This is a genomic window from Pseudomonas sp. B14(2022), assembly GCF_012030485.1.
In the GTDB taxonomy this organism is placed as follows: Bacteria; Pseudomonadota; Gammaproteobacteria; order Pseudomonadales; family Pseudomonadaceae; genus Aquipseudomonas.
On the sequence record NZ_JAAUVM010000010.1, the window covers coordinates 154602 to 177689 of the forward strand.

General features: G+C 58.5%; 28 protein-coding genes. 5 read left to right on the plus strand and 23 right to left on the minus strand.

The genetic code is table 11. The features are described from left to right. Window positions 1–44: 44 nt before the first annotated feature. From HCF10_RS16895 to HCF10_RS31455, 4 genes are all read right to left on the minus strand, one after another. Window positions 45–719, minus strand: coding sequence for a hypothetical protein (locus tag HCF10_RS16895; protein WP_167656034.1), 675 nt, complete (start codon window positions 717–719; stop codon window positions 45–47). A 308-nt stretch (window positions 720–1027) separates the two neighbouring features. After that, window positions 1028–1417, minus strand: coding sequence for a hypothetical protein (locus HCF10_RS16900; protein ID WP_337782128.1), 390 nt, complete (start codon window positions 1415–1417; stop codon window positions 1028–1030). 150 nt (window positions 1418–1567) lie between these two features. Continuing rightward, window positions 1568–2233: a hypothetical protein gene (locus HCF10_RS16905; protein WP_167656035.1), complete on the minus strand. Its 666-nt coding sequence runs from the start codon at window positions 2231–2233 to the stop codon at window positions 1568–1570. Window positions 2234–2541: 308 nt separating this feature from the next. Then, window positions 2542–4899: a hypothetical protein gene (locus HCF10_RS31455; RefSeq protein ID WP_237683131.1), complete on the minus strand. Its 2358-nt coding sequence runs from the start codon at window positions 4897–4899 to the stop codon at window positions 2542–2544. Window positions 4900–5058: 159 nt separating this feature from the next. Between HCF10_RS31455 and HCF10_RS16915 the strand changes: the two genes are divergently transcribed. Both HCF10_RS16915 and yddG read left to right on the plus strand, forming a co-directional pair. Further along, the gene (locus HCF10_RS16915; RefSeq protein ID WP_167656004.1) at window positions 5059–5835 is read left to right on the plus strand and encodes a helix-turn-helix domain-containing protein; all 777 of its coding nucleotides are present in this window, start codon (window positions 5059–5061) and stop codon (window positions 5833–5835) included. 103 nt (window positions 5836–5938) lie between these two features. Further along, window positions 5939–6844, plus strand: a complete 906-nt coding sequence (gene yddG / locus HCF10_RS16920; protein ID WP_167656005.1) for an aromatic amino acid exporter YddG — start codon at window positions 5939–5941, stop codon at window positions 6842–6844. 109 nt (window positions 6845–6953) lie between these two features. Here the strand turns inward: yddG and HCF10_RS16925 are convergent, their stop codons facing one another. Beyond that, entirely contained in the window at window positions 6954–8018 is a 1065-nt protein-coding gene (locus tag HCF10_RS16925; protein ID WP_237683137.1) for a 2,3-butanediol dehydrogenase, read from the minus strand. Window positions 8019–8580: 562 nt separating this feature from the next. On the opposite strand from HCF10_RS16925, the gene HCF10_RS16930 reads away from it, so the two are divergent. Next, window positions 8581–9216 (plus strand): LysE family translocator, encoded by a 636-nt coding sequence (locus HCF10_RS16930; RefSeq protein WP_167656006.1) that lies wholly within the window; start codon window positions 8581–8583, stop codon window positions 9214–9216. 44 nt (window positions 9217–9260) lie between these two features. Here HCF10_RS16930 and HCF10_RS16935 read toward each other — a convergent pair whose 3' ends face one another. The 7 genes from HCF10_RS16935 to HCF10_RS16965 all read right to left on the minus strand — a co-directional run bounded on the left by HCF10_RS16935 (window position 9261) and on the right by HCF10_RS16965 (window position 14769). Then, entirely contained in the window at window positions 9261–9866 is a 606-nt protein-coding gene (locus HCF10_RS16935; RefSeq protein WP_145335739.1) for a hypothetical protein, read from the minus strand. Further along, window positions 9863–10435 carry an RNA polymerase sigma factor gene (locus tag HCF10_RS16940; protein ID WP_131697030.1) on the minus strand — a complete coding sequence of 191 codons (573 nt, stop codon included), beginning with the start codon at window positions 10433–10435 and terminating at the stop codon, window positions 9863–9865. The genes HCF10_RS16935 and HCF10_RS16940 overlap by 4 nt, the downstream gene beginning before the upstream one ends. Before the next feature lie 153 nt (window positions 10436–10588). Further along, window positions 10589–12211 (minus strand): vWA domain-containing protein, encoded by a 1623-nt coding sequence (locus HCF10_RS16945; protein WP_167656007.1) that lies wholly within the window; start codon window positions 12209–12211, stop codon window positions 10589–10591. Window positions 12212–12428: 217 nt separating this feature from the next. Continuing rightward, window positions 12429–13079 carry a DUF799 domain-containing protein gene (locus HCF10_RS16950; RefSeq protein WP_027608085.1) on the minus strand — a complete coding sequence of 217 codons (651 nt, stop codon included), beginning with the start codon at window positions 13077–13079 and terminating at the stop codon, window positions 12429–12431. Continuing rightward, window positions 13076–13438 (minus strand): DUF4810 domain-containing protein, encoded by a 363-nt coding sequence (locus tag HCF10_RS16955; protein ID WP_145335732.1) that lies wholly within the window; start codon window positions 13436–13438, stop codon window positions 13076–13078. The genes HCF10_RS16950 and HCF10_RS16955 overlap by 4 nt, the downstream gene beginning before the upstream one ends. Before the next feature lie 29 nt (window positions 13439–13467). Continuing rightward, window positions 13468–14148 (minus strand): CsgG/HfaB family protein, encoded by a 681-nt coding sequence (locus HCF10_RS16960; RefSeq protein ID WP_027608087.1) that lies wholly within the window; start codon window positions 14146–14148, stop codon window positions 13468–13470. Between the two features lie 39 nt (window positions 14149–14187). After that, window positions 14188–14769 (minus strand): hypothetical protein, encoded by a 582-nt coding sequence (locus HCF10_RS16965; protein ID WP_167656008.1) that lies wholly within the window; start codon window positions 14767–14769, stop codon window positions 14188–14190. A 92-nt stretch (window positions 14770–14861) separates the two neighbouring features. On the opposite strand from HCF10_RS16965, the gene HCF10_RS16970 reads away from it, so the two are divergent. Further along, window positions 14862–15098: a hypothetical protein gene (locus HCF10_RS16970; RefSeq protein ID WP_167655940.1), complete on the plus strand. Its 237-nt coding sequence runs from the start codon at window positions 14862–14864 to the stop codon at window positions 15096–15098. A 91-nt stretch (window positions 15099–15189) separates the two neighbouring features. On the opposite strand, the gene HCF10_RS16975 is transcribed toward HCF10_RS16970, so the two are convergent. From HCF10_RS16975 to HCF10_RS16995, 5 genes are all read right to left on the minus strand, one after another. Next, complete coding sequence (locus HCF10_RS16975) at window positions 15190–15810, minus strand: hypothetical protein (RefSeq protein ID WP_167656009.1); 621 nt, start codon at window positions 15808–15810, stop codon at window positions 15190–15192. 117 nt (window positions 15811–15927) lie between these two features. After that, window positions 15928–16347, minus strand: coding sequence for a hypothetical protein (locus HCF10_RS16980; RefSeq protein ID WP_237683132.1), 420 nt, complete (start codon window positions 16345–16347; stop codon window positions 15928–15930). A gap of 73 nt (window positions 16348–16420) precedes the next feature. Continuing rightward, the gene (locus HCF10_RS16985; protein WP_167656010.1) at window positions 16421–17302 is read right to left on the minus strand and encodes a tetratricopeptide repeat protein; all 882 of its coding nucleotides are present in this window, start codon (window positions 17300–17302) and stop codon (window positions 16421–16423) included. Between the two features lie 58 nt (window positions 17303–17360). Beyond that, window positions 17361–18053, minus strand: a complete 693-nt coding sequence (locus HCF10_RS16990; RefSeq protein ID WP_167656011.1) for a hypothetical protein — start codon at window positions 18051–18053, stop codon at window positions 17361–17363. A 77-nt stretch (window positions 18054–18130) separates the two neighbouring features. Next, window positions 18131–18523 (minus strand): DUF2846 domain-containing protein, encoded by a 393-nt coding sequence (locus HCF10_RS16995; protein WP_205885720.1) that lies wholly within the window; start codon window positions 18521–18523, stop codon window positions 18131–18133. A 508-nt stretch (window positions 18524–19031) separates the two neighbouring features. On the opposite strand from HCF10_RS16995, the gene HCF10_RS17000 reads away from it, so the two are divergent. Further along, window positions 19032–19289: a hypothetical protein gene (locus tag HCF10_RS17000; RefSeq protein WP_065948568.1), complete on the plus strand. Its 258-nt coding sequence runs from the start codon at window positions 19032–19034 to the stop codon at window positions 19287–19289. A gap of 33 nt (window positions 19290–19322) precedes the next feature. On the opposite strand, the gene HCF10_RS17005 is transcribed toward HCF10_RS17000, so the two are convergent. The 6 genes from HCF10_RS17005 to HCF10_RS17030 form a co-directional block, all read right to left on the minus strand. Continuing rightward, entirely contained in the window at window positions 19323–19757 is a 435-nt protein-coding gene (locus HCF10_RS17005) for an RDD family protein (protein WP_167656013.1), read from the minus strand. Between the two features lie 7 nt (window positions 19758–19764). Then, a complete protein-coding gene (locus HCF10_RS17010) occupies window positions 19765–20238 on the minus strand; it encodes an RDD family protein (RefSeq protein WP_092358626.1) in 474 nt (157 codons plus the stop codon). Between the two features lie 127 nt (window positions 20239–20365). Further along, entirely contained in the window at window positions 20366–21151 is a 786-nt protein-coding gene (lepB, locus tag HCF10_RS17015; RefSeq protein ID WP_167656014.1) for a signal peptidase I, read from the minus strand. A 139-nt stretch (window positions 21152–21290) separates the two neighbouring features. Then, window positions 21291–21749 carry an SMI1/KNR4 family protein gene (locus tag HCF10_RS17020; protein ID WP_167656015.1) on the minus strand — a complete coding sequence of 153 codons (459 nt, stop codon included), beginning with the start codon at window positions 21747–21749 and terminating at the stop codon, window positions 21291–21293. 209 nt (window positions 21750–21958) lie between these two features. Beyond that, window positions 21959–22177, minus strand: coding sequence for a hypothetical protein (locus HCF10_RS17025; RefSeq protein ID WP_205885713.1), 219 nt, complete (start codon window positions 22175–22177; stop codon window positions 21959–21961). A gap of 89 nt (window positions 22178–22266) precedes the next feature. Next, on the minus strand, window positions 22267–22761 hold the full coding sequence (locus tag HCF10_RS17030; RefSeq protein ID WP_139237781.1) for a hypothetical protein: 495 nt from the start codon (window positions 22759–22761) through the stop codon (window positions 22267–22269). Between the last annotated feature and the right edge of the window lie 327 nt (window positions 22762–23088).

The following is a 23088-nucleotide window of genomic DNA, read 5'->3' on the forward strand; positions in this document are numbered from 1 at the left end:
CACTGCAAAGTACCCAAAACCAACATTTGCGTTGAGTAGCCTATTCAACTCTTCAATGCTGGCAAAGACAGCACTTCATCGTACTGTGGCCAGTCTTCCCTTGCGCGCTTGAGCACACCTTGCATCAACTCGTCCAACTCAGGCACTGGCTGCTCGGGCGGCAATTGGTCAAAGGGCGCGGCCATCAGCGGATGATCAATCTTCTGCGGATTGGCTAAACCTTCCCACTGGCGCAGGCGCAGGATATAGAGAATTTCCACCGGCACGCGCTCCAAGTGCCAGTCCTGATTGAAGTCGTAGGAATTCTTCTGGCTCTCTTTGCCGGTTTGCCAAGTGTGGCGGTCACACGCGGCCAACAGGCAGGGCATCAGGTCGTCGGGGCTGGGAGTGCGCCACTTGGCCAACAAGGCTTCGTAGATGGGTTCGTCGTAAGCATAAGCAGGCCATTGATGCGAGACATCGCCCACCCAATCGGCAAACACACGCAGCATAAAGGCTTGGGCGCGGCGGTGTTGCTCTTCGTACTCAATCACTAATTGATGCCCACGGTTGAGAGCCGCATGGGTGAGATAGCCCTGATGGATGGCGGCATCCTTCCAGCCTAGGATCGCCATGGCGGCCATCATATTGGTGGCGGTTTGGATGCTGTAGTTTTGGCGGCGTCGATCATTGCCTGCCGCTTTGGCAATAATGTCGAACTGGCCCGCCCAGAAGAACAACTGCCAAATTCCTACTTGGTAATAGCGCAGCCAATGGGCCAATTCCAGAATACATTGAGGATTATCTGGTGCGGTTGCCAATACCTTGTGGGCTCGTGTGACGGCCATCCATTCGGAGCTACTACGCGTAACGTTGTCACTATTCGGTACAGGCATTGATGGCTTCGCAAATGCATCGCCGCGCTCAACATATTCACGGATGCCATTCAACTCGTATTCATCTGAGACGTGTGGCCCCTTGGCTATGCGCCCCAGCACACTTTTGTAGGAGGGCCATTTCGGGTTTACGCCCGAGCGCTCGCACTGAATTACTTCTTGGCCCATGGTTCCACCTTAAATTCTGCTACACCTGTTTTACTGGGGATGGGAACACCGACTTTGACTGTTACACCTTGAACCTTGGCTTTTCCTGAATCCAACGCCGCTTGCAAAGCATCGCGTAAAGCAGGATCAGAGTCGGCAATTGATGTATTACCCAGCCACCCCTCCAACCGCGTCCTCGGGTCCCCATGCGGCGTACCGGCCTTACTCACGCCATTCACCGAAGACTTCGCATCCATTACCACCACGGTAATCGTATCGCCATTGATCGCCACCGCGCAGCCATCACAGCCGTGGTTGCTACCGTTCTGCAATGGCTTGAAATTGAGGCCGGTTTTTCCGTTGAGGGTTTGAAGGGCAAGTTGCCCGCCCAACACCCCATCATTTACAAGCGAACCGGTCTTCCAATTGGGAAGGTGCGACAGCGGGATACTTTCAAATGTCTGCCCAAACAGGTCTTCAACCCGGCTGAACTTAGGTGGGCTGATTGCATCAGGGATAACCTGCCCTGGTCCTTTTGCACCTATTCAACTCTTCAATGCTGGCAAAGACAGCACTTCATCGTACTGTGGCCAGTCTTCCCTTGCGCGTTTGAGCACACCTTGCATCAACTCGTCCAACTCAGGCACTGGCTGCTCGGGCGGCAATTGGTCAAAGGGCGCGGCCATCAGCGGATGATCAATCTGCTGAGGATTGGGCAAGCCTTCCCATTGGCGTAGACGCAGTATGTAGAGGATTTCCAACGGCACGCGCTCCATGTGGCATTCCTGATCGAAATCGTACGAATTCTTTTGGCTGTCTTTGCCGGTTTGCCAGGTGTGGCGGTCACATGCGGCCAGCAGGCAGGGCAACAAGTCGTCGGGGTTGGCGGTGCGCCAGTTGGCCAGTAGAGCTTCGTAGATAGGTTCATCATATGCATAGGCAGGCCACAGGTGCGATACATCCCCCACCCAATCGGCAAACACGCGAAGCATAAAAGCCTGGGCGCGGCGGTGCTGCTCTTCGTACTCGATCACCAACTGATGTTCGCGATTAAGCGCCGCATGAGTGAGATAGCCCTGATGGAGGACAGCATCCTTCCAGCCCAGGATTGCCATCGTGGCCATCATGTTGGCACCGGTTTGGATGCTGTAGTTTTGTTGGCGAATATAGTTACCGGGGCGTTGATCGTACTGGTGTGCCCAAAAGTACAATTGCCAAATACCTACCTGGCAGTAACGCATCCAGCGAGCCAATTCTTGCAACCATTGCGGGTTGTCTGGGGCAGTGGCAAGTACTTTATAAAGTCTAACCCGCGCCATTCGCTCTGGGGTGCTATTTGTCGCATTGTTTTTATTTGGAACCATCATTGGACCAGTGGGCCTTGCATCCTCCCTGGTGACGTATCTGCCTATCGCGTTGACATAAAACGCATCATCAACATGCGGCCCTCTGGCGATGCGAGCGAGTACTGATTTGTAGGAGGGCCACCTTGGGTTCACCCCCACGCGTTCACATTGATTTATTTTTTGGGCCATGGTTCCACCTTAATTTCTGCTTGACCTGTTTTACCGGGTGCTGGCAAACCAATTTTAACGGTAACGCCTTGGACTTTGACTCCATCGCTTCCCAGCGCGGATACCAAGGCTTCAGCCAACGCAGGATCGGATTGGGTTATCGAGCTTTTTTGCAACCACCCTCTCAATCTTGTCTCCGGATCCCCATGCGGCGTGCGTGCCGCATTCACACCGTTCACAGAAGACTTCGCATCCATCACCACCACGGTAATCGTATCGCCATTGATCGCCACCGCGCAGCCATCACAGCCGTGGTTGCTACTGTTTTGCAGAGGTTTGAAATTGAGGCCGGTTTTTTCGTTAAGGGTTTGAAGGGACAGTTGCTCGCCCAACACCCCATCATTTGCAAGCGAACCGGTCTTCCAATTGGGAAGGTGCGACAGCGGGATACTTTCAAATGTCTGCCCAAACAGGTCTTCAACCCGGCTGAACTTGGGTGGGCTGATTGCATCAGGGATAACCTGCCCCGGCCCTTTTGCACCAACAGTGCCTGACGTCAACGTAACATCGCCGGAGAGTTTAGCCGTGGTATTGGGCTGAATAACAAGACTTTCCAAAAACTGCGAGCCACCCTCGAGTTTGAAGTTCGGCTCATCTACCACCAGTCGGCCCGGGCTGCCACCGTCGACTTTATCCAGCACCCGCTCGGTCGCCCCCAGCTCTTCGCTCGTCTTGACCATACCGCCCAATTTCGCCGCTTTTTCCGCGCGGTTGATGGGCAAGAAGGCCAGCGCCCACTCTGTCTTGTACTTTTCGATCACCGCGGCACTGTTGACCGGGTCACCCTGCAACTCGTACAGCTTGCCCAACCCGTAAGCTGTTTGGCCTTCAGCCCAGAGCCCACCGACCAGGTCGACAGGGTGGGAAGCCGTGTTGATCAGCCCAAAAGCGATCTGTTCCGAGGTGTCCACCGGATGGGTCAGCAAGTTCTTGCCGAGGGTAAAGATACCTTCTGCAGTACCCACGAGCGCCTCGCGCTGACCTTTAAACGTACCCTCGGGGCTGGTGTAGCTCACAGGGCCGTAAGGCTGCCCTGTGTTTGCCCCTTCTGCAAAGTTCAGGTTTCGGTTGTAGAAGTCCAGCGCCTCGGTTTGATCCGAGTCGAACCTGGCGATGGGCGTCAGGTAGTCGAGGTTGATGGTTTTGTCGGCAAACGCCGCCGCGTGGGTGAACTGGTAGTTTTGCACCAGCCGCAGGGTTTCTTCAGGCGTGTAGTTTTTAATGGTTGGTGTAAGCGTCGGCACGTCGCTCGTCGGACCTGGGTCGTACATATTGCCCAGCGGTGCCAAAGCCTGGCCAAGGTGGGTCAGGGTGAGATCGTCCGGTGGCAGGCCTTTACTGCCCAACAGACTCTGCCACCCGGCGTCGGTGTAGTACGCCAACGCCCTTCCCAAACGGGCCTGCGCTTCTTCCACACTGATACCTGCCGCCAGCGCCAACGCAGGCGCTTCGCTTATAAGCAGAGGGATTTCTTTCGGGTGCAACTGGCGGTTGTAAGCATCGACGGCGTTGCCGGTGTTCGCCGCCGTCACTTGCCCGCCCACATTGCCTCCCGAGGCGGCGACCGCACCAACCCCCGCCGAGATCAAGGTAGCCAGTGAGTTGCGCTCGCTTTCCTTGACGCCGCTGTCTTTGAGCGCCTTGTCCACCATCGGCATAAACGTCGCCGACGCTGCCGCACCCTGTGCGCCGGCAAGCGCATTGCCACTGGACAGCCCCTGCGTAGCGCCTGCCAGGGTATGCAGCAGGATTCGCGCCGCGCCGCCTTCGCCCCAGGCCTTTTTGACCAAGCTGTCAGTGGCTTCGAATTCGCGCTGATCGGCGTAGTCGCCAATGGCTTTGTAGGTATGGGCTGCCGTGGTGTTGGCGAGAATGCCGACGCCGGTGGTGCCGCCTGCCCCACCCAACCCTGCCGCGACCAGGCCGGTGGCGATGTCGGCCATGAGCCGCTTGTTGCCGCCTATGGCCCAGCTGTTGGCGTCTTCGACGGCACGCGCCGCGCGAGCCTGTTGTTCCGGGGTACTGTCAGGGTTGTTACGGACACTTTCGCTTTGCGCCTCGGCCTCGGCCTGCTTCGCTGTGACGACCGTCTGGACGATGCTTTGCCCCAGTTTCGCCGAGCTCTGGATCAGGTCCATGCGCTCCTGCAGGGCTTTTTCGTCGGGGCGATCCAATTGCTCGTTGGCATTGGCCGTATCGCGATTGAGGCCGACCAGGTCGCTGGCACCGAGCGGGTTACGCACAATAATCGTGCCTTCACTGACCGCGCTGCGTGTGCGGCTCTGTTCCGACTCGCGCAACATCAACGGAATACTGCCGCCTACCCCTGTTTCGATGCCGCCATTTTCCAGGGCGGTATAGGACGCGCTGAGACCGACCGACTGGCTTTTGATCTCGCTCTTGTTCTTGATGTCGCTGACGATCAGTCGATCCGTATCCCCCTCACCCCCGGAGACTCACGGATGAGCACCACCACCCCCCAATTGCTCTCCCTGTCATTGCGCTCTTACTCCGGCCAGGTTGAGCTTCACCAGCATGACTTTCCTCAAGTCGTGCTCCCCCAATCCGGGTCGATGGAGATTGAGGTCGACGGACGAGGTGGCAAGGTCGATGCGAGTCAGGGGGTGGTGATTTCTGCTGGGGCCCGGCATACGTTTCTGGCCAACCCCCATAACCGTTTCCTGGTGCTGGACGTTTCGACCGACGGTGGCGAAGCGCAGGAGGGCGCGGTTGCGTCAATTGACCCACTCAACGACAAGCGCTTTTTTGCGGTCAGGTCCGATATACGGCATTTACTCGATTACGCCAGCAGCAACGGGCCACGGTTGGTCGGCTCGCTCGCGATGGCCGAGTCCTGGAGTCGGTTGCTGTTGTGTTCGTTATTGCAGCCCGAGGTTGCGCGGAGTGATCCCGGCCAGTTCATTCTTGCTCGCGCGTTGGCCTACATTGAGCAGCACTTGGGCAGCGCCCTGACGGTGCATGATATTGCGCGTTATGCGGGCACGAGTGAGCGGCGTTTGTATGTGCTGTTTGGGCAGCACCTGAACACGACGCCGTTCTCGCATATCGCGAACTTGCGTCTGAATCTGGCCATTGACCTGCTGCGCCAAACGTCTTTGTCGATCATTGATATTGCGCATCGCGCCGGGTACGCCGACCAGAGTGCGTTAACCCATGCCCTGAAGAAAGCCCGCCATCTGACGCCGGCCGTGGTGCGTAAACAAGGGCGCACCCCCTGAAAAAACAGCAGTCCCGAACAATTCTTTGGCGGGCCTGATCAATACTCGGTCTCTCGACCTTTCTATTGTTCGCGCTTGAGGATTTTCCGCAGACGGGGCTTGCATGAGCACTTCCAACCCATCCATCACCCTTGCCAAGGGCGCCGCCAGTGCGACGCTGATCGGGGTGATCGCCGTGTTTTTGTGGGCGTGCCTGGCGCTTCTGACCACGTTGACCGCCGGGATCCCGGCCTTTCAGTTGCTGGCGTCGAGCTTCGCGGTCGCGTTCGTGGCCAGCCTGTGCGTGCTGGGGCTGCGTGGCGCAGCAGGGTTCAGCAGTTGGCGCCAGCCCTGGCCTGTGTGGGCCACGGGTTTTGCTGGCATCTTTGTCTATCACGCGTTGTATTTCTTTGCCCTGAAGGCCGCGCCTGCGGCTGAAGCCAGCCTGATTGCCTACCTGTGGCCGCTGCTGATCGTGCTGCTGTCGGGCTTTGCCACCGGCGAGTCGCTGCGCAAGCGCCAGCTGTTGGGCGCCTTGCTCGGCCTTGCCGGGACGGCCTTCATCATGCAACTGCGGGCCCGGAGTGACGGTGCGTCGATGCCGGTTATCGGTTACGCCGCAGCCTTTGCGTGTGCCTGGGTCTGGGCGATTTATTCGGTGTTCAACCGGCGGTTCAGCCATGTTCCGAGCAGCATCATCGGGGGAATCTGCGGGCTGGTGGCAGTGGCCGGAGGGCTCTGCCACCTGGCTTTCGAAACCACGGTGCGGCCTGAGCCGGGCCAGTGGGCGGCGATCATTGCCCTGGGGCTGGGCCCGGTAGGCCTGGCTTTTTTCGCCTGGGACCACGCGACCAAGCACGGAAACCTATCGATGCTGGGCGCCCTGTCTTACCTGGCGCCGCTGTTCTCCACGCTGCTGCTGATTGCCGTGGGGCAAAGCGAGGCCAAGCCGATCCTGATGATCCCCGCGGTGTTGATCATTACGGGGGCGGTCATCGCCACTTCACGCTCACGCACGACCTCACGGTGATCTCGACGGGCCGAGTTTTTCAGTCGCGCCCACACGGGCCCCACTCCCCTCCTCTGTCTTGCTTGGGGAGTCAGGAGTGGGGCAAAGACTGCGGCGGTGAGCGTGCGCGTCAGACCCTGGCAGGCGACACAATGATCTTCACATTGTGTTCCTTGTTTTTAACCAGCTCCTCAAAGCCCTGCCCCACGATCTCCTCCAACTGAATACGCCCCGTCACCAGTGGCGAGATGTCCAGCCGCCCATCCGCGATAAACGCGATCACGTCGGCGAATTCCCCGTTATAGGCCAGTGCGCCGAGCACCTGTTTTTCCGTGGCCACCAGCTCGAAGAAGTTGAATTCACTGGGCTCTTCGAAGATGCCCACCAGTACGCACTTGCCGGCCTTGCGGATCAGGTCGATGGCGAGTTTGGCCGTGTGTTTGTTGCCGATGCATTCGAAACTGACATCCGCGCCGAGCCCGCCGGTGAGGCGGCGTACTTCGGCCAGGGCATCGCATTCGTTGGGATCGAGCACATGGGTCGCCCCCACTTCCCTGGCCTTGGCCTTGCGCGCGCCGGACATTTCCAGCGCGATCACCTGCGCCGCGCCCGCCGCCTTGGCGCACATGATGGTGCACAGGCCGATGGTGCCGGCACCGACCACCACGACGTTTTGCCCGAGCAGGCTTCCGGCTTTTTTCACCGCGTGCATGCCGACGGCCAGAGGCTCGATCAGTGCACCGGCTTCAGCGGGGAAGTTCGCCGGTAGCTTGTACAGCAGGTTGGCGGGCACGTTGACCAGTTCGGCGAAGGCGCCGTTGTTCATCAGGCCGGTGAAGGCCAGGTTCTCGCAAATGTTGTAGAGCCCGTGGGTGCAGTAGTAGCACGTGCCGCAATGCTGGCAGGCATCGGCCGCCACCGGCTCGCCGACGCTGAAACCCTCCACGCCGGCACCGAGTTCGACGATCTCGCCACAAAACTCATGACCGAGAATGCACTGGCCCTTTATCCCGGTCAGCGGGTGCGGGGCGTCGACCGGAATGAACACCGGGCCGGCCACGTACTCATGCAGATCGGAGCCGCAAATGCCGCACCATTGCACGCGGATCTGCACCCAACCGGCAGGCGGCGAGACGGGCAGCGGCACGTCTTCGACGCGGATGTCGTTGCGACCGTGCCAGACAGCGGCACGCATGCTGCGTTGCGAGTTGCTCGAAAGGCTCATAGCGAAGTCTCCTTGAAACGGTTGGCACTGGCGCACCGGGTGGGTTGCAAGGGGCAAGAGCAAGGCCGGTGCCAGTTGCGCAAAAACGTCTGGATACCCCTTTCTTAGAGCCGCCGAATGGAACCTCAAGGATGGCCGGCATCGAGGTCAAACGAGACGCGCCATGCCAGATCGTGTGCGGTAGCGACGAGACCGTGAGACGTTGCGTCTCAGCGCAAGCCCTAATGTCAGTCAGTTAAGAAGTAGAAAGGGTAAACAGTAACCTGTGGCGAGCGGGCTTGCCCCGCGTTGGGGTGCGAAGCGCCCCTGATGAAGACGAATGCGGTGTATCAGGCACTCCTCTGCGCCTGGTCTTGGGGCTGCTGCGCAACCCAACGCGGGGCAAGCCCGCTCGCCACAGGTTGGTATGAGTGCAAGCCCCCTGTATGACGTTTTGTCAGCCGATCTGTATCTAACGCGCGCCTTTCTCCCGCCCTACCATCAAGCGCATTCAACCTGCGCAACGACGCGCTCAACCTACAGGAGTTAACCCATGCCCGAACTGTCGAGCCTGCTGGCGTATGGTCTGATTTCCCTTGGCATGGTGCTGACGCCCGGCCCGAACATGATCTACCTGATTTCGCGGTCGATCTGCCAGGGGCCGCTGGCCGGGTTGATTTCCCTGGGCGGCGTGGCACTGGGTTTCGTCGTGTATATGCTGTGCGCGGCGCTGGGTATTACCGCGTTGCTGATGGCGGTGCCGTATGCGTATGACGCGCTCAGGCTCGGCGGTGCGCTCTACCTGTTGTACCTGGCCTGGCAAGCGGTCAAGCCCGGCAGGCGCTCGGCGTTTCATGTGCGCGACTTGCCCAGGGACGGTCCCCGCAAGCTGTTCATGATGGGTTTTGTGACCAACCTGTTGAACCCGAAAGTGGCGGTGATGTACCTGTCATTGCTGCCCCAATTCATCACCCCCACCGGCCACGGCAGCGTGCTGACGCAATCCATCGTGCTGGGCTTTACCCAAATCATGATCAGTGTGAGCGTCAATGCGGTGATCGCCATCATGGCCGGTTCCATCGCGACGTTTCTGGCGGCCAAGCCGGTATGGCAGTTGGTGCAGCGCTGGTTGATGGGGACGGTGCTGGCAGGTCTGGCGGTGCGCATGGCTTTTGATGCGCGGCGTTGAACGCGGGGCCACAGGTTACCGGTGGCCCGTTCTGTCTTTTGTGGTCAATGCTTGCGCAACGCCTCCAGCCGCGCCGGCAGGTCTTCTTCAGGGAAACGCGCGTGTAACGCCAGCAGTTTTTCATCCGCGGCTTTGCTTTGACCCGCTTCACGCAAGCGCACTATCGCCTGTAGCTCTTGCTCCAGCGACGGCAACGCTGACGGCGCGCGCTTGCTGAGTCTGGCGCTGGATTCATCTGCCATCGCACCTGCAATTTCAGCCTGAACCGGCGCACTTTCAGCCTTGGGCGCGGCGGCGATGCGCGCCATCGGCGCCGGTGCGGACAACGCTTGCGGCGCCGGGCGGGCGGCTTCTTCGTGCATAGCGGAGAAGGTCGCGGTGGAGATTTCGGGTTGCGGCACTGGCGAGCGCGTGACCACGCCGATCATCAGCGCCAAGCCGGCCACGGTGGCGAATGCCATTTGCCAGCGCGGACGTTGGCAGGCTTGCAGCCAGCGTTGCCACAGGCTCGGTGGCGGCGCCGGGGCTTCGCGGCGGGCGGCGTTGAGGATGAAGGCATCGAGGGACGCGGGCGGCTCGCCGGTGCTGTGTTGACGGTAATGCTGGATCAGCACGTCGTCGGAGTCGGGAGTGTGTCGGGAGTCGGTCATGCGAGTATCTCCTCGGCCAGCAGGCGGCGCAGTTTCTGCTGGGCGTAACGCAGGCGGCTTTTTACGGTTTCCAGCGGGGCGCCGGTGAGGGCGGCGATTTGCGGCACTTCGAGGTCGCCGTGCAGGCGCAGCAGGAAGACTTCGCGCTGGTCTTCGGGCAAGTCTTGCAGGGCGGCGTCGAGACGCGCCTGGTCGCGGCTCAGGCTCAGTTGTTGCTCAGGGCCGGCGCTGTCGTCGGCCTGGGCGTGCAGTTGCTCATCGTAGCTGTCGTGCAGCGGGTTGTGGATGCCGTGCTTGCGCCAATGGTCGATCAGGCGGTTGCGAGCAATCTGGAACAGCCATGTACGAAAGCTCGCCCGGCCTTGCGGCTGGGTGCTGCTGCGGATCAGGCTGAGCCAGGTCTCCTGGTAGATTTCCTCGGCCAGTTCAGCCTTGTTGCTCAGGGACACGAGGAAGCGGTAGAGGCCTTGGCGATGCCGCGCGTACAAGGCTTCGAACGCGGCGGCATCACCGGCGCGGTAACGGGCCAGCAGCGATTCGTCGCTGGGTGGGTCATCTGGAACAGCCATGTAGGGGGCGAACTCCTTTTATAAATTTAACGCTGTTCATGTGTGGGAGGGGGCCTGCTCCCGATGGCGGTGTATCAGTAACAGATGTATTGACTGGCCCACTGCCATCGGGGGCAAGCCCCCTCCCACATTTGATCCGTGTCGTGGTCGAGATCAAGGTTTGAGGCTTTGGGTCAGCTCTACCAGTTGCACGAACTCGTTGCGCAAACCAAAGGGGTCATCGCCCCGGGCCGAACGGGCCAGTGCGGCGGTGTCCTTCAAACTCATGCTGCCAGTGTAGCGGCCATCGCCCTTGAGCTGTTGGGCGAAGGCGGCCACCGCCGCCGAGAAGCGCAGGTCGTCGCTGGCCTGGGTGACTTCCTTGCTGATGGGCCGTTCGATCAAGCGGCTATCACCGCCCGTGGCAGGCTTGTAGCGCACACGTAACATCGCCAGCTCATTGGCACCGCCTTCAGCGGCGGGCACGCGGGTGTAGCGCAATGGTTCCAACCAGCCCTTCTGGCCCTTCGGCACAATTTCATACAGCGCGGTCACGGTATGCCCTGCGCCAATCTCGCCGGCATCGACTTTGTCGTTGTTGAAATCCTCACGCTTGAGGGCGCGATTTTCATAGCCCAGCAGTCGATACTCGCTGACCTGTGCCGGATTGAATTCCACCTGCAACTTCACATCCCGCGCGACCACCGCCAGGGTTGAACTGAGCTGATCCACCAGCACCTTGCGGGCTTCGCGCAGGTTGTCGATATAGGCGTAATTGCCATCGCCGGCATCCGCCAGTTGCTCCATCAGGTGTTCGTTGTAGTTATCCACACCGAAGCCGAGGGTGGTCAGAGACACGCCGCTTTTACGCTGCCGGGCGGCCATTTGCTTGAGGCTGTCGAAGTCGCTGACGCCCACATTGAAGTCACCGTCGGTGGCCAGCAGGATGCGGTTGATGCCCTTGTCGATAAAGCCTTCGCGGGCCATCTGGTAGGCCAGTTCGATGCCGGATGCGCCTGCCGTGGACCCGCCGGCGGTGAGTTGATCAATGGCATTGCGGATCTTGGCCTTGTCGCGACCCGACGTAGGCTTGAGCACCACGCGGGACTCACCGGCATACACCACCAACGCAACCCGGTCCTGATCACGCAACTGGTCCACCAGCAATTTCAGGGTGCTTTGCACCAACGGCAAGCCTTCGCGGCGATCCATGGAGCCGGACACGTCCACCAGGAACACCAGGTTGGCCGGCGCCAGGTCCGCCACGGCGCGGTCGGACGCCTTGATGCCGATGCGCAGCAGTTGGGTGTGCGGGTTCCACGGTGTGGCGGCGACTTCGGTGGTCACGCCAAACGGTGAGCCGTCGGTGGGCAAGGCGTAGTGGTAGGGGAAGTAGTTGACCATTTCCTCCAGTCGCACAGCACCCTCGGGCGGCAGGCTGCCTTGGTTGAGGAAGCGTCTGACGTTGGCGTAGCTGCCCGTGTCGACATCCACACTGAAGGTGGAAACCGGCGTTTCGGCCACGCGATGCACCGGGTTGTCCGGCAGGTTGGCGTATTGCTCGCGGGGTTCGCTGCGGTAGTCCATCGCCGCTGATTCCTGCATGCGCATTGGCGCGGGCATTGCCATGCGTTTGACCAAGGCACCCTGGGGTGACGCGCGTTGCAACTCGGCGACGGGCTCGGCCGGTTTGGCCAACTCGGGGGACGAAGACAGCCCGCAACCGGCCAGCGCCACCACCATGGTGACGGCAAAGCCTTGGGCGGCAGGACGCAGGAAAAACAGAGGGTGGGACATGGGCTGAACCTCGTGAATGAATGATCCGTTCACAAGGTCAGACGCAAGGTGCGGGGTGTTCGGGTTAACCCTGATTCAAATAACACCACAGTCCAACTGTGGGAGGGGGCTTGCCCCCGATGGCGGTGGGTCAGTCAAACATGTACTGACTGATCTACCGCTATCGGGGGCAAGCCCCCTCCCACATTTGGACCGTGGTGTTCTCAGAACCCGGATATCAATCCGTGCCGTACTTCGGGTTACGCGGGCCGTACAGGATCCCCGCGCGTTGGCCCGGCGACAGCAGGCGTGCACTGGTGATGCCGGCAATCGGGTGCGCCGCATCGGTGGAGCTGTTGATCACTTGCTTGACCGCCGCGGTGATCAGCATGCCCACCAGGCCGCCGCTGTTGTTGTTGCCTTCCTCGCTGGAGGCACGCGCCGAACCGGTCCACAGGGTGGTGCCGGTGCGCAGGTCCACCAGTTTGGCCGAGGCCGTCACCGCGGTGTCGCTGGAGATCAGCATGTACTTGGTGCCGTACTCGCTAACGGTGATGTACAGCGCCGCGTCCGCGCCGAAAATGTCATGCAGCTTGGCCGGTGGCACGCCCTGGATATCGTTGGCGGTGGTCAGGCCGTTCTGGCGGAAGGTTTCGTCCACCAGGGCAATCGGCAGCACGTAGTAGCCGGCTTCGGCCAGCGGGTAGGTCACTTGCGAGACCAGGCTGTACGAGGCCTGCACTTCCGGCGACTCATTGATCGGCGGCAGTACCAGGATCGACTTGGGCCGCGCCTGCTTGTACGCCGTGTAGTCAATGGTCTTGGGGGCTGCGCAACCGCCGAGCAAAGCCAGGGCCAGCAAGGCGCCGGTGAGTTTTAACAGGCTCATTTAGTGGCCACTCCGGTCTTGGCGTTTTTCAGCAGGAAGTCCATGTACGAAGCAGACTCGGGAAACAGCGCCTTCTCGGTGCGGAATTCCTGCACCATCTGGTCGTCCTTGCCCATGCTCAGGTACAGCATGCCCAGGTGCGCGTGGTAACCCGGCGGCGCCTTGCGGCCGCTGGCGTTGATCTTTTGCAGATCACGCTCCAGCGCCTCGACCTGCGCTTCCTTGGGCTCGCCCTTGAAGTACTCGTAAACCTGCGGCTGGTAGCTTTCCCATTGATACAGGGGCTGGGGCGCCGTCTGGCACCCGGCGACCGCCGCGATTGCTGTCAGCATCAGCGCCAACTTCACTGCCTTGCTCATCCGTGTACTGCTCCTTGAGAGGTTGCTGATCAGTTGCGTGGGTTCCAGGCACCGGCGTTGATGCCGTCGACCAAGCGGTTGATGGCTTCGCGCATGGCCAGGTCCAAGACCTTGCCATTGAGGGTGGAGTCGTAGCTGGCGGTGCCGCCGAAGCCGACCACTTCACGGTTGGACAGCGCGTATTCACCGGCGCCCTGGGTGGAATACACCACTTCGGAGGTGCTGATGTTGACGATGTTCAGTGCGACTTTGGCGTAGGCCACCTGGGTTTTGCCACGGCCGAGGATGCCGAACAACTGGCGGTCGCCGGTCTCTTTGCGACCGAACTCGGTCACGTCGCCGGTCACTACGTAGTCCGCGCCCTTGAGCTTCTGCGCGGTGCCTTTGATCGCGGCTTCCTGGGAGATTTCACCCATGTTGTCGCGGTCCAGCACGCTGAAGCGGTTGGTCTGCTGCAGGTGGGTGATCAAGATGGTCTTGGCCTGGCCACCGAGGCGGTCGACGCCGTCGGAGAAGATGCCGCGCATGTAGCTGGAGCGGTTGTCGAACTTGCCCACGGCGATGGGCACACGCACGCCGGAATAGGCGACGTTGGCGCTGGCGACTTGTTCCACCGGCATGGCGCGGTTGCTCTCCGTGGCGCAACCGGCCACGGTCAACAGCGCTGCGGCGGTGAGGCCCGACAGCAGGATTTTGGACAGTGTGTTCACGTAGTGCTCCTGGGGGTGATAAATCGGTAGTGGGCAACGTTAGCGAGACGGGATATCGCGCAGATCATCGACGATGTCGCGGCTCAACACGCCGGTATAAAAACGCTCGACGCTCGAGTTACCGGAGTTGGTGATGATGCCGCCCATGGTCTTCCATTTTTGCGCTTCACCCATCACACCGGCAGGCACGAGGTTGTTACGCGTCTTGGCAAAATGCAGGACCTCGCCAGCCCCCTTCCTGACCTTGACCCGATAACTGAAATCGACAGCGGCCAGAATGGTGTTGTCATCAACGATCAACGTCGAGAGGCCGCCTTTGGAGTCCGGGATATGGCGCGTATAGACGATGCTGACATCCAGCAGGTAATCGGCCTTTTCCTTACTGGTTGCATAACGCTTGGCGCTGAGCAGGCGGTCGACCAGATCGACACCGAGTTGCTGGCGAACCTTGTCATCCGGCAAGAAACGCTCGTTCTTGCCCACCACCTCAACATCAAACGTGTCGAGCCAGTACGTGGCGTTTTTGGGAATGGTGACCGGTGCCGGCGAGATGTAGTACTCCGGCTTGGAGGCGCAGCCCGCCATCAGGCAGGCGACGAGGAATACGGCAAACATGCGCATGTCTGGATTCGTCCCTGAAAAGTATCGTGCTTTAAACAATCGCGGCATTTTACGGGGTTGAGAGCGGTTCTCAAGGTGTTTCGTCGGTTGCCGTGCGGTGGCGCACATTCCCTCAAGCTATGGGCGAGCAGGACGTCACGCTCAAATTCAACATGACCGCCCTCAAGGGCCATCGCGCGCTGCACCCGGCGTACGTGCCTTGCGCGCTGCTGACGCTGACGCACCTGGTACTGATCGTGGGCATCCCGTTCCAGGCGGACACGCGGGAAGTGGTCGAGGCGCTGACGCGCAGTACGCTGGATGAAGCGGTGCAGCGCAAGTTGCTGTAACCCCGCCCCCTGTAGGAGCGAGCTTGCTCGCGAAAAACCAGAGAACACCGCAGGCATTCAGCATGCCCGCGGTATCGTTGCCGGCCTCACTTCACTTGATCAGGTCAGGTCGAGTGGTCTTGAGCATCGCTGCGCTCACCGCGCCCTGAACCGAACAGGTGATCATGCCTTTGCTGGTCTTGGCCAGGTCACCGGGTGCGGGCTCGACCATCAAGATGCGTTCGGCCGTATCGGTGACCAGCTTGCCCGCGTTGTCAGCGCCGCCTTCCGGCACCCAGGCTGATTGCTTGTGCGACCAGATCTGCGCACGCGCGTAGATACCGTTGGCTTTCTCCAACGCCGTACCCGGTACTTTACTCAGCGGTGCGTAAAGTGCGTCGGGCGTTTGCTCGGTGTAGAACCCCCAGTTGATGATGCGCGAGCCCATCAGGTCCTGGTCTTCGGCGAAAAAGCCGGTCAAGGTCATACCGTCAAGCGTCAGTGGCGTGTCGAACATCCAGCGCTGGCCCATATCGGATTGTGTGCCGCCGCTGAGCGTGATCTTGCCGTTCTCCAGCTTATGGGCAACACGTTCTTTGAGCCCTGGCTGGCTTACCACCGCCAGGGAGTTCTGGTCGCAGGCGAGAAAACTTTGCAGGGCAGGCGCCGCGGCGAAGCTGCTGGTGCAGGTCGCCAGTGCAGTGAGTGAGATAAACAGACGATACAGTTTCATTGACAGCTTCCTTGGGTCCAAATAATGGGTGGGTGGGAGCGAGTTTGCTTCTGCAGTAACGGGATAAATCGGTTAACACGCATACAGGGCTTTGAGCATCATGCCGTTGGCATCAACTCACGGTGTTTGTGGCTGTTCTGAATGTGAACGGGCGCAGATTTGCTCCCACCCTTTCTCAATCGTGCCCGTGTACTTACCGCACGATGCGCCCTTTAACTGAGCGTCCATAAAGTCCTGCTCCGGCTCGACCCACAGCAGGCCAACCAGATAGGCCACCCCCGCCGCAAGCACCAGCAACGCCGATGTCCGAGTCAGCATGAATCGCAGCGTGGCCGCAGCGGTTCGAGACCGTTCAAACACATACGCGAACAACAACCCGATGCCGCCCCAGACGAAACCCGCCACGGCCGTGCCCAACCACGACGAACTAGGATCGAGGTAGGCCCAGGCCAGGGTGAATGCGGTGGCGCTGACGAACATCACCAGCAGGCAAACACCCTGCACCAACCGCCACCCCATAATCGCTAAACCTGCCATTCGCCCCCCAGGTGCCATGGGAACCTTGTACCGACACGCGCCCGAACGGCCCATGGCATAGGGCTCCTGCACTTCAATTCAAACCAACCTTGAGAGACCGCTCGGACGACCAGGAATCCTGGCCTGCCTGCAATAGCGGCGCGGCAGGAATGCGGTATTTACCGAATGCGGTGACTACGGCCTGGTCTACCTCAGCGTTGCCCGAGCTTTCGATCAGTACGATTTGCGGCACATTCGAACCCGATTTGCCTTGCACTTGCAGCGTCACCGGCTTGCTCGCACTACCGCGCTGGATTTGCTTGTTCAAGGCAATCTCGATGTCCAGTGCCGTACGATTGAGGCTCTTGCGGCTGGTGTCACCCCAGGCATCGTTGTAGCGCTGTGTCTGTTCAGGCGTCAGCACCGGCCCTTGAGCGCGAATGCGCTGAAGGCCCTTCCACGCGACATCGCCGGCATGCTGGCTGGCCTCCACGTAATACATCATTGCCCCGAACAGATCCTGCGGCCCACCGCGGCCCTCTTCCATCAATCTGGCCAAGGCAAGTTTACTTTTATCGCTGTCACTGTTGGTCAGCGCCAACTGATAAAGCCGTCGCGCCTCCACATCATTGCGCACTTGCCCGTGGCCCTCCTCGGCCATGCGCGCCAGTCTCTCGTAACCGACGCCATCCACGGCAGCGACGGACTCATAGAGCGATCTGGCCTTGGCAAAATCCTGTGGCACGCCGCCACGACCGGATTCGTACAAACTACCGAGCGCGGTCTTACAGCGCACGTTGCCGTTATCGCTGGCTTTACGAATGGACTGAACCTGATCTGCTGTGAGGCTTTTCGCGCCTTCAGATAGCATGCACTGAACGTTGGCCAGACTCTGCTCAAAGGAGCTTGGTGGCCCGGAAGCTTGACACCCTGCGACGAGGCCCGTGATTGCCAGTACAACAATTGCCTTTTTCATATGATGCATCCGTGGAGTCGGAAAATAGGGGCAGCCCGGTATTCACGCACTCGCAGGCTTACTTGAGTTCTTTCACCAAATACCCACTGGAGATCTGCGTAATACCCGTGAGCGCCCGGCGCAATGCCTCGGGGTCGGTGCGATAGGTGAGCGGCGTGTAGCCGTAGACATTCTGGCCATTGAACGGCGTGACCGCCTCGCTGGTGCGCCAGACCATTTCATCACCGCGATTCATCTGCGCCAGCACGTTGAGGGTGGGATAAATCACACTGCTGAAACCTTGAGTCAGGCGAAAGCCCCACTCGGCCACGGTCAGCTGGATCTGCGCATCGGCGGGTTCATCGTCGCCCACCACCTTGAGCGTTGAGGTCTTGCCCAGCGCGTCGATAAAGCCCTGCTTGAGCAGCACGCCTAGATCGATTTTTTCCGCCTCCATCACCGTCAGAATCGCCACGGGCGTCGGCATCTCGGCCAACTGTCCGAGCTTCATGCCGCCCGCAAAACCGGCACCGGTCAACGCCGCGGTGCCCACCTTGGATGCACCGCTGGCCATGCCAACACCCGCACCAAGCCCGGCCCCCAGGGCCGCGCCCCAGGCTTGCTCACGGCCTAAATACACCATGTTCTTTTCCCACTTCACGGGCAGGACTTTTACGGTCTTGATCTGCGCGCGGTTTTCGGGCGTCAGGGGGTGACTGACGCAACCGCCGAGGATGAGGGTGGTGAGGAGGATGAAGAGGAGGTTTTTCACGTCAGTCCTTTAATGTTTGCAGGTGTACAGCGACTGCCGGCAGAGCCTCTGGCTCGGCCGGCACCCAACGCGTTAACTCATTTGCTTTCTTTGGCAATAGTGCCCAAGGACGCATCCTTGACCAGATAACGGCCTTCCAGATCGCTCAGCACTTTGAGACTGTTGCGCGCCACGGCGAAGCCCATTTCGACTTCCTGCTTGAGGTAAACCACCTCACCGGCCTTGACGTCGATAGGCAGGTCCGCCCAGTTTTCAGCCTTGGAGCTGATCACGTGCTTGCCCGGCGTCACGAAAAAATAGATGTACTGGTTACCGCGGTTGTAACCCATCTCCGAGTCGGCTTCCTTGTCATCCAGGAACACGTTGAACCGTACCAGCATCCCGACGTTGCTAGGGCGTACGACATACACCAAGCCTTTATCGGCCACAGCAGCCTTGGGCAGCGAATAGCTTGCCACGTCAGCCTGCATCTTCTCCACCGACGGCGTCGAAGAACAGCCAAACAGTGTGGCCAGGGACAGAAGGACAGCGGCTTTGCAGAACAACTTGATCATGTATTTCTTCCTTGTGGGTAGCGGTGGGGCGGTTTCGAAAATGTCGGCGAAGGCCGATTCAGATTTTTGATGCGCCTGGGCATCGCCAATATGTCGGCAGCGGATGGCATTGCATGAGGCATTGTGCCACCACCCTGATGCCTTGCGCGGTTTTGGGTGAGGGGCTTATAGTCCGGCCGTCGTCCAAATGGCGATCAGGTTTGGCGACCTGACAACAGAGTGCAAAAGCAATCCGCTTTCATGCAGGTGTTTTTGCACCCGCAAAGCCGTGCCTTTTATGGCGGCTGTGCGCGGGAGACCTTCGGGTCTGCCGGTTTACTCTGTTGCCGGTTCGCCAACCTGCGTACAGCTGCCACCCATTCGTTTGGCGACGATTGAGTGGTGGTCTCAACCACTTAACAGAGTGCCAATTATGAACCGTTACATGCCCCTGACCGGCCACGACTGCACCGTCCCCGCCCTGCTCATTGACACCCAAGCCCCCCTCGACGTCCTCCACGACGCCGCTGTGCACCGCATCCAAGCCGTCACCCAACTCCTAGAAAACCTGGCATTTCGCGATCAGCTCAGCAGCGACGCTGTGGTGCTGCAGGACTTCGCCCATCTGCTGGCGATTCCGCTGCGCGACGGCTGTGATTTGTTGGATGCGATCAGTCGCAGGCTGAACGCCAACCCATCCTGAGTTAAACCGGGCGGCCCGTCCAGGCCGCCCTGCTCAGGAATTGATGACAATCGTCTTGGCCAACATATCGCCCAAGCGACGACGCAGGCCGAACAGTACAAAAAGACCGTCCAGCACACTGAACACCATCTTCGGAACATTGCGCAGGAACGACTGGAACAGCGTGCAGTTCGTGGGGTACGGGTAACCCACCACGGCCGTGCCGCATACCCGCTTGCCCAAGCTCTGGCCATTGGGCAAGGCATCGCAAAACAAGTAGTACCCGAAGGCTGAAAACAGCAGCACATAGTGGAGGGCATCAAACAATGCCGGGCCTCCTGCAGAGCCCAGATAGAAATAGGCGTAGTCCAGGTTTCTGTTCAAAAACAGTAGGAAAAACACCACCGCCATATCGATCAGATAGCCGAGAAACCGTCTGAACGGGCTGGCGATGTCCCAGGTTTGCGTAGCCGATACTGAATCGTTCATGACGTGTTTATCCCCTACCGTTGTCATAAATATCCGCAAGGCTGCGAACGCTCGTCAGGTTGCCGGTCTGAACCACGATGGTCTTGGCGAACATATCGCCCAGGCGCGTTCTGGACTCCATGAATATCCACACCCAATCGATCACCACCAGCGCTCCGGAATTGCGGGTTAACGCCTGGGAAACCGTGCAGCATTTGCGTGTTTTACGGTCGACGACGGCGATGCTCAACAAACGCTTACCCAGGCTCTGGCCGTTGGGCAACGCATCGGCCAGCAGGAAGTAGGCGAAGGCTGCAAAAAACGCCGAGAGAAAACCAGCCTTGGGCGTCACGGCCGGCACGTAGGCAGACAATGCACCGGCGCAGAATTTGACGATGAAAAAGATCAGGACTGCGATGGCGCAGTCGATAAGGCGCGCGGCCAGGCGCCGGCCGATGCTGGCCAGGATCGTCGGGCGTTTGGCGGTGTGGTTTGCGTCCATGCGGTATTACTCCAGATTCATGGCGTTGGTGTGTTTTGACTGGGCGCAAATCGGCTCTCAGCCTTTCAATGGTATTGCTGTGCTGCCCGCTGGCCGGGAGTACCTGCGCCAGCGAGGCTCGAAAGGTTCATGGGAAAGTCGTCCCGATGCGCCCCCGCTCATTCGAGAACCAGATGCCGGTGACCTTGCCCACCACATCCTCAAGCGCAACCTGGCCCATGAAGCGGCTGTCGTTGCTGACATCACGGTTGTCGCCCAACAGGTACACATGCCCCGGCGCTACCTGGAGTGGCGCCAACTCAAGGGAGTAGTCCTTTTTGACGCGCTCAGCCGGTGCGTGAAACAAACCCAGGTTCTCACCGTTGCGGATAACCTCGCCATTGACGATGGCCAGAGTGTCACCACCGATTCCCGCCACCCGTTTGACCGCCTCGGTGCCATTCCAGCGATACACCACGATATCCCCCACTTTGGGCACGCCAGCCCGCAGGTCCGACATGATGTAGTCGCCAATCGACAACGTCGGAACCATCGACCCCGATGGAATGTAATAGTTTTTGAAGCCCAACAACGGCACCCGAAAGACGTCCAGCGTCAGCACCAGGATCACCACCACGCCGACGTAAAGAGCGTGGAAGCGTTTACGCGGCACATTGGGCGGACCGCTGTAGCGACGGGCCAACACGGCGGACACGATGGCAGAGGTCAGTTTGACCGTGATGACGAAAGCGAAGAATGCATACAGCCCAAGGGGCGTAGTGACCAACCCCAAGGCGCCCATCAGCGCGACCCCGCCGAGCAACAACGCTGCGACCCGGATACCCCACTGCGTGCGGCCTACATACACCAAACCCCAGCCGGGGATGAGGCAGGCCATCAGGAAGGCCTGGAGGGAGAATTTTGCGGGTTTCATTGATCGTCCTTAATGCAAATGCTGGCGCCGCGCATATTACTGCTGGGCTCGCCAATCCACATAACCTTTAATCGCTGTTAACTGGCTAAGGATTGTGACGGTGGTCTGCCCCTGATTTCCCTTTCTCCATAATCATTAATCAACTGTAAGCCATTATTCTTTTTTCTAAGAAATCGATAAAATTTTTCGCGTACACACTAGAAGCTTGATTAGAAAGATCAAGCCTATAAACAGGATACTCCCCATCATTAAGACCATCGTCCGTGGCAAAATAAAATGATTCCCCTGTCCCCGGCGCTTCACAGATAAATAGCCTCTCCTTCCCACACAACCCATTTCGACCGTTAACGATTGACATATAAACGATATCACCACCATTTACACTGTCAAAATCCATTTCGCAAATACTATAAATCTCCTCCCCAGATATTTCCCCGCCAGAATAACACTTCAGCCACCATTTATAGCTATCAGGCAGTTTCAACCCAAGACGAGTTTCAGCTTTATAAATCCACTCATCAGCAATCCCGTCACCATAATCAGAAAACTCAACAAATTCCGACTCTCCAATAAGATTAATTATTCTCGAATAATCCACGCCTAATTACTCCCCGCTCCGAGCCCGCAACGTCCAACAATCCGACTGAGAAGAGTTAAATTCTTTGGCCTGCTTTGTCAAAGTTTTTGCATTCAAATCCGTAGGAACTGAAACAGGGGAAATAGGGCTCAGACCATCATTAAAGCGTGGTCTGATTCCGATTTCGGGACCCCAATTTCGTGCCAAAGGTAAATTAAAAGCCATGCGAATTAAACTTGTAAAACTATCCACTTCACCTCAAAATCAACTAACTGAGCCTGAAGACCTGCCTCACGCTCGAACCAATATTCAAACCCTTCAATATCACCTTTTTTCAAGTAAAGATAATACCCACCAGTATCGCCATCACGGTCGTCCGCAACAACAATTTCCCAGCCAGAATATTCGCCAGTGACAACAACACCCTTCCGAACGATAGACATATTCATATTTTAGTCTGCATAGGGAACATGATTGTTAGAAGCAGGGAAATAGAGGTCAAACCACCATTAATGTAACCGTGGTCTGCCCCCTATTTTCATTGACTAAATTCCAATACAAACCCCAACAAATAAATAACAAAAGACACGCACGCCAGTGATGCCCGCCCCACAGGGCTTGCATCTTTGCCTAAACCACCTGGACCTATAGAGATCCAGCCGCCTCTCAGATATGCAAACACAGCTTGCCCAAACCACAACTGAAGCATCAGAGCGCTGAAAAATGGCCTTGCATCGCCCCAAAAACGAAGAAAACAATTGAGTAACGCGGCGATCAACAACAATGCCCCCAATAGATACCGGTATTTGTACAAAGCCGACTTCATACTAATTTCCCTTGAAAGCACCAATATCCCTTTCGGCCAGTTCATCTCAGACTTTAGCAACACCCAGTGCATTGGATACTCTCGCAGCCTCACTGACAGGAATACCTTTACAGCGGCTGCGCCTCCCGTCGTGAATACTGCTATGCCACCCATGGCCGTTCCAACATCGGAGACTATCTTGGCATCGGCCGCTTTTATCCATTTCAACGTATTGGCATCAACCAGATCGATATTGGCACCCGATGAAATACACTCTGCCGTACCGCAGCAGAAATAGGGGGCAAACCGCCAATATACATTGGTGCACTAATCGTGGCCTGATCCCTATTCCAACATTAACCCCTTAAAATTTCAGAGACTTAAGCATAGCCGCATATAAAAATCACGAAAAATAATCCAAAAAAATGGATTTTTAAAGAGCATCAATAACTACAGTAATTACGCCCGCCACGCCACCAAGAAAATTTTCCCGCTTATTTGGAAACTTTATAAAAATGTGGTCTGCCCCCCGACTTCTGATTTCTCGACCTATCA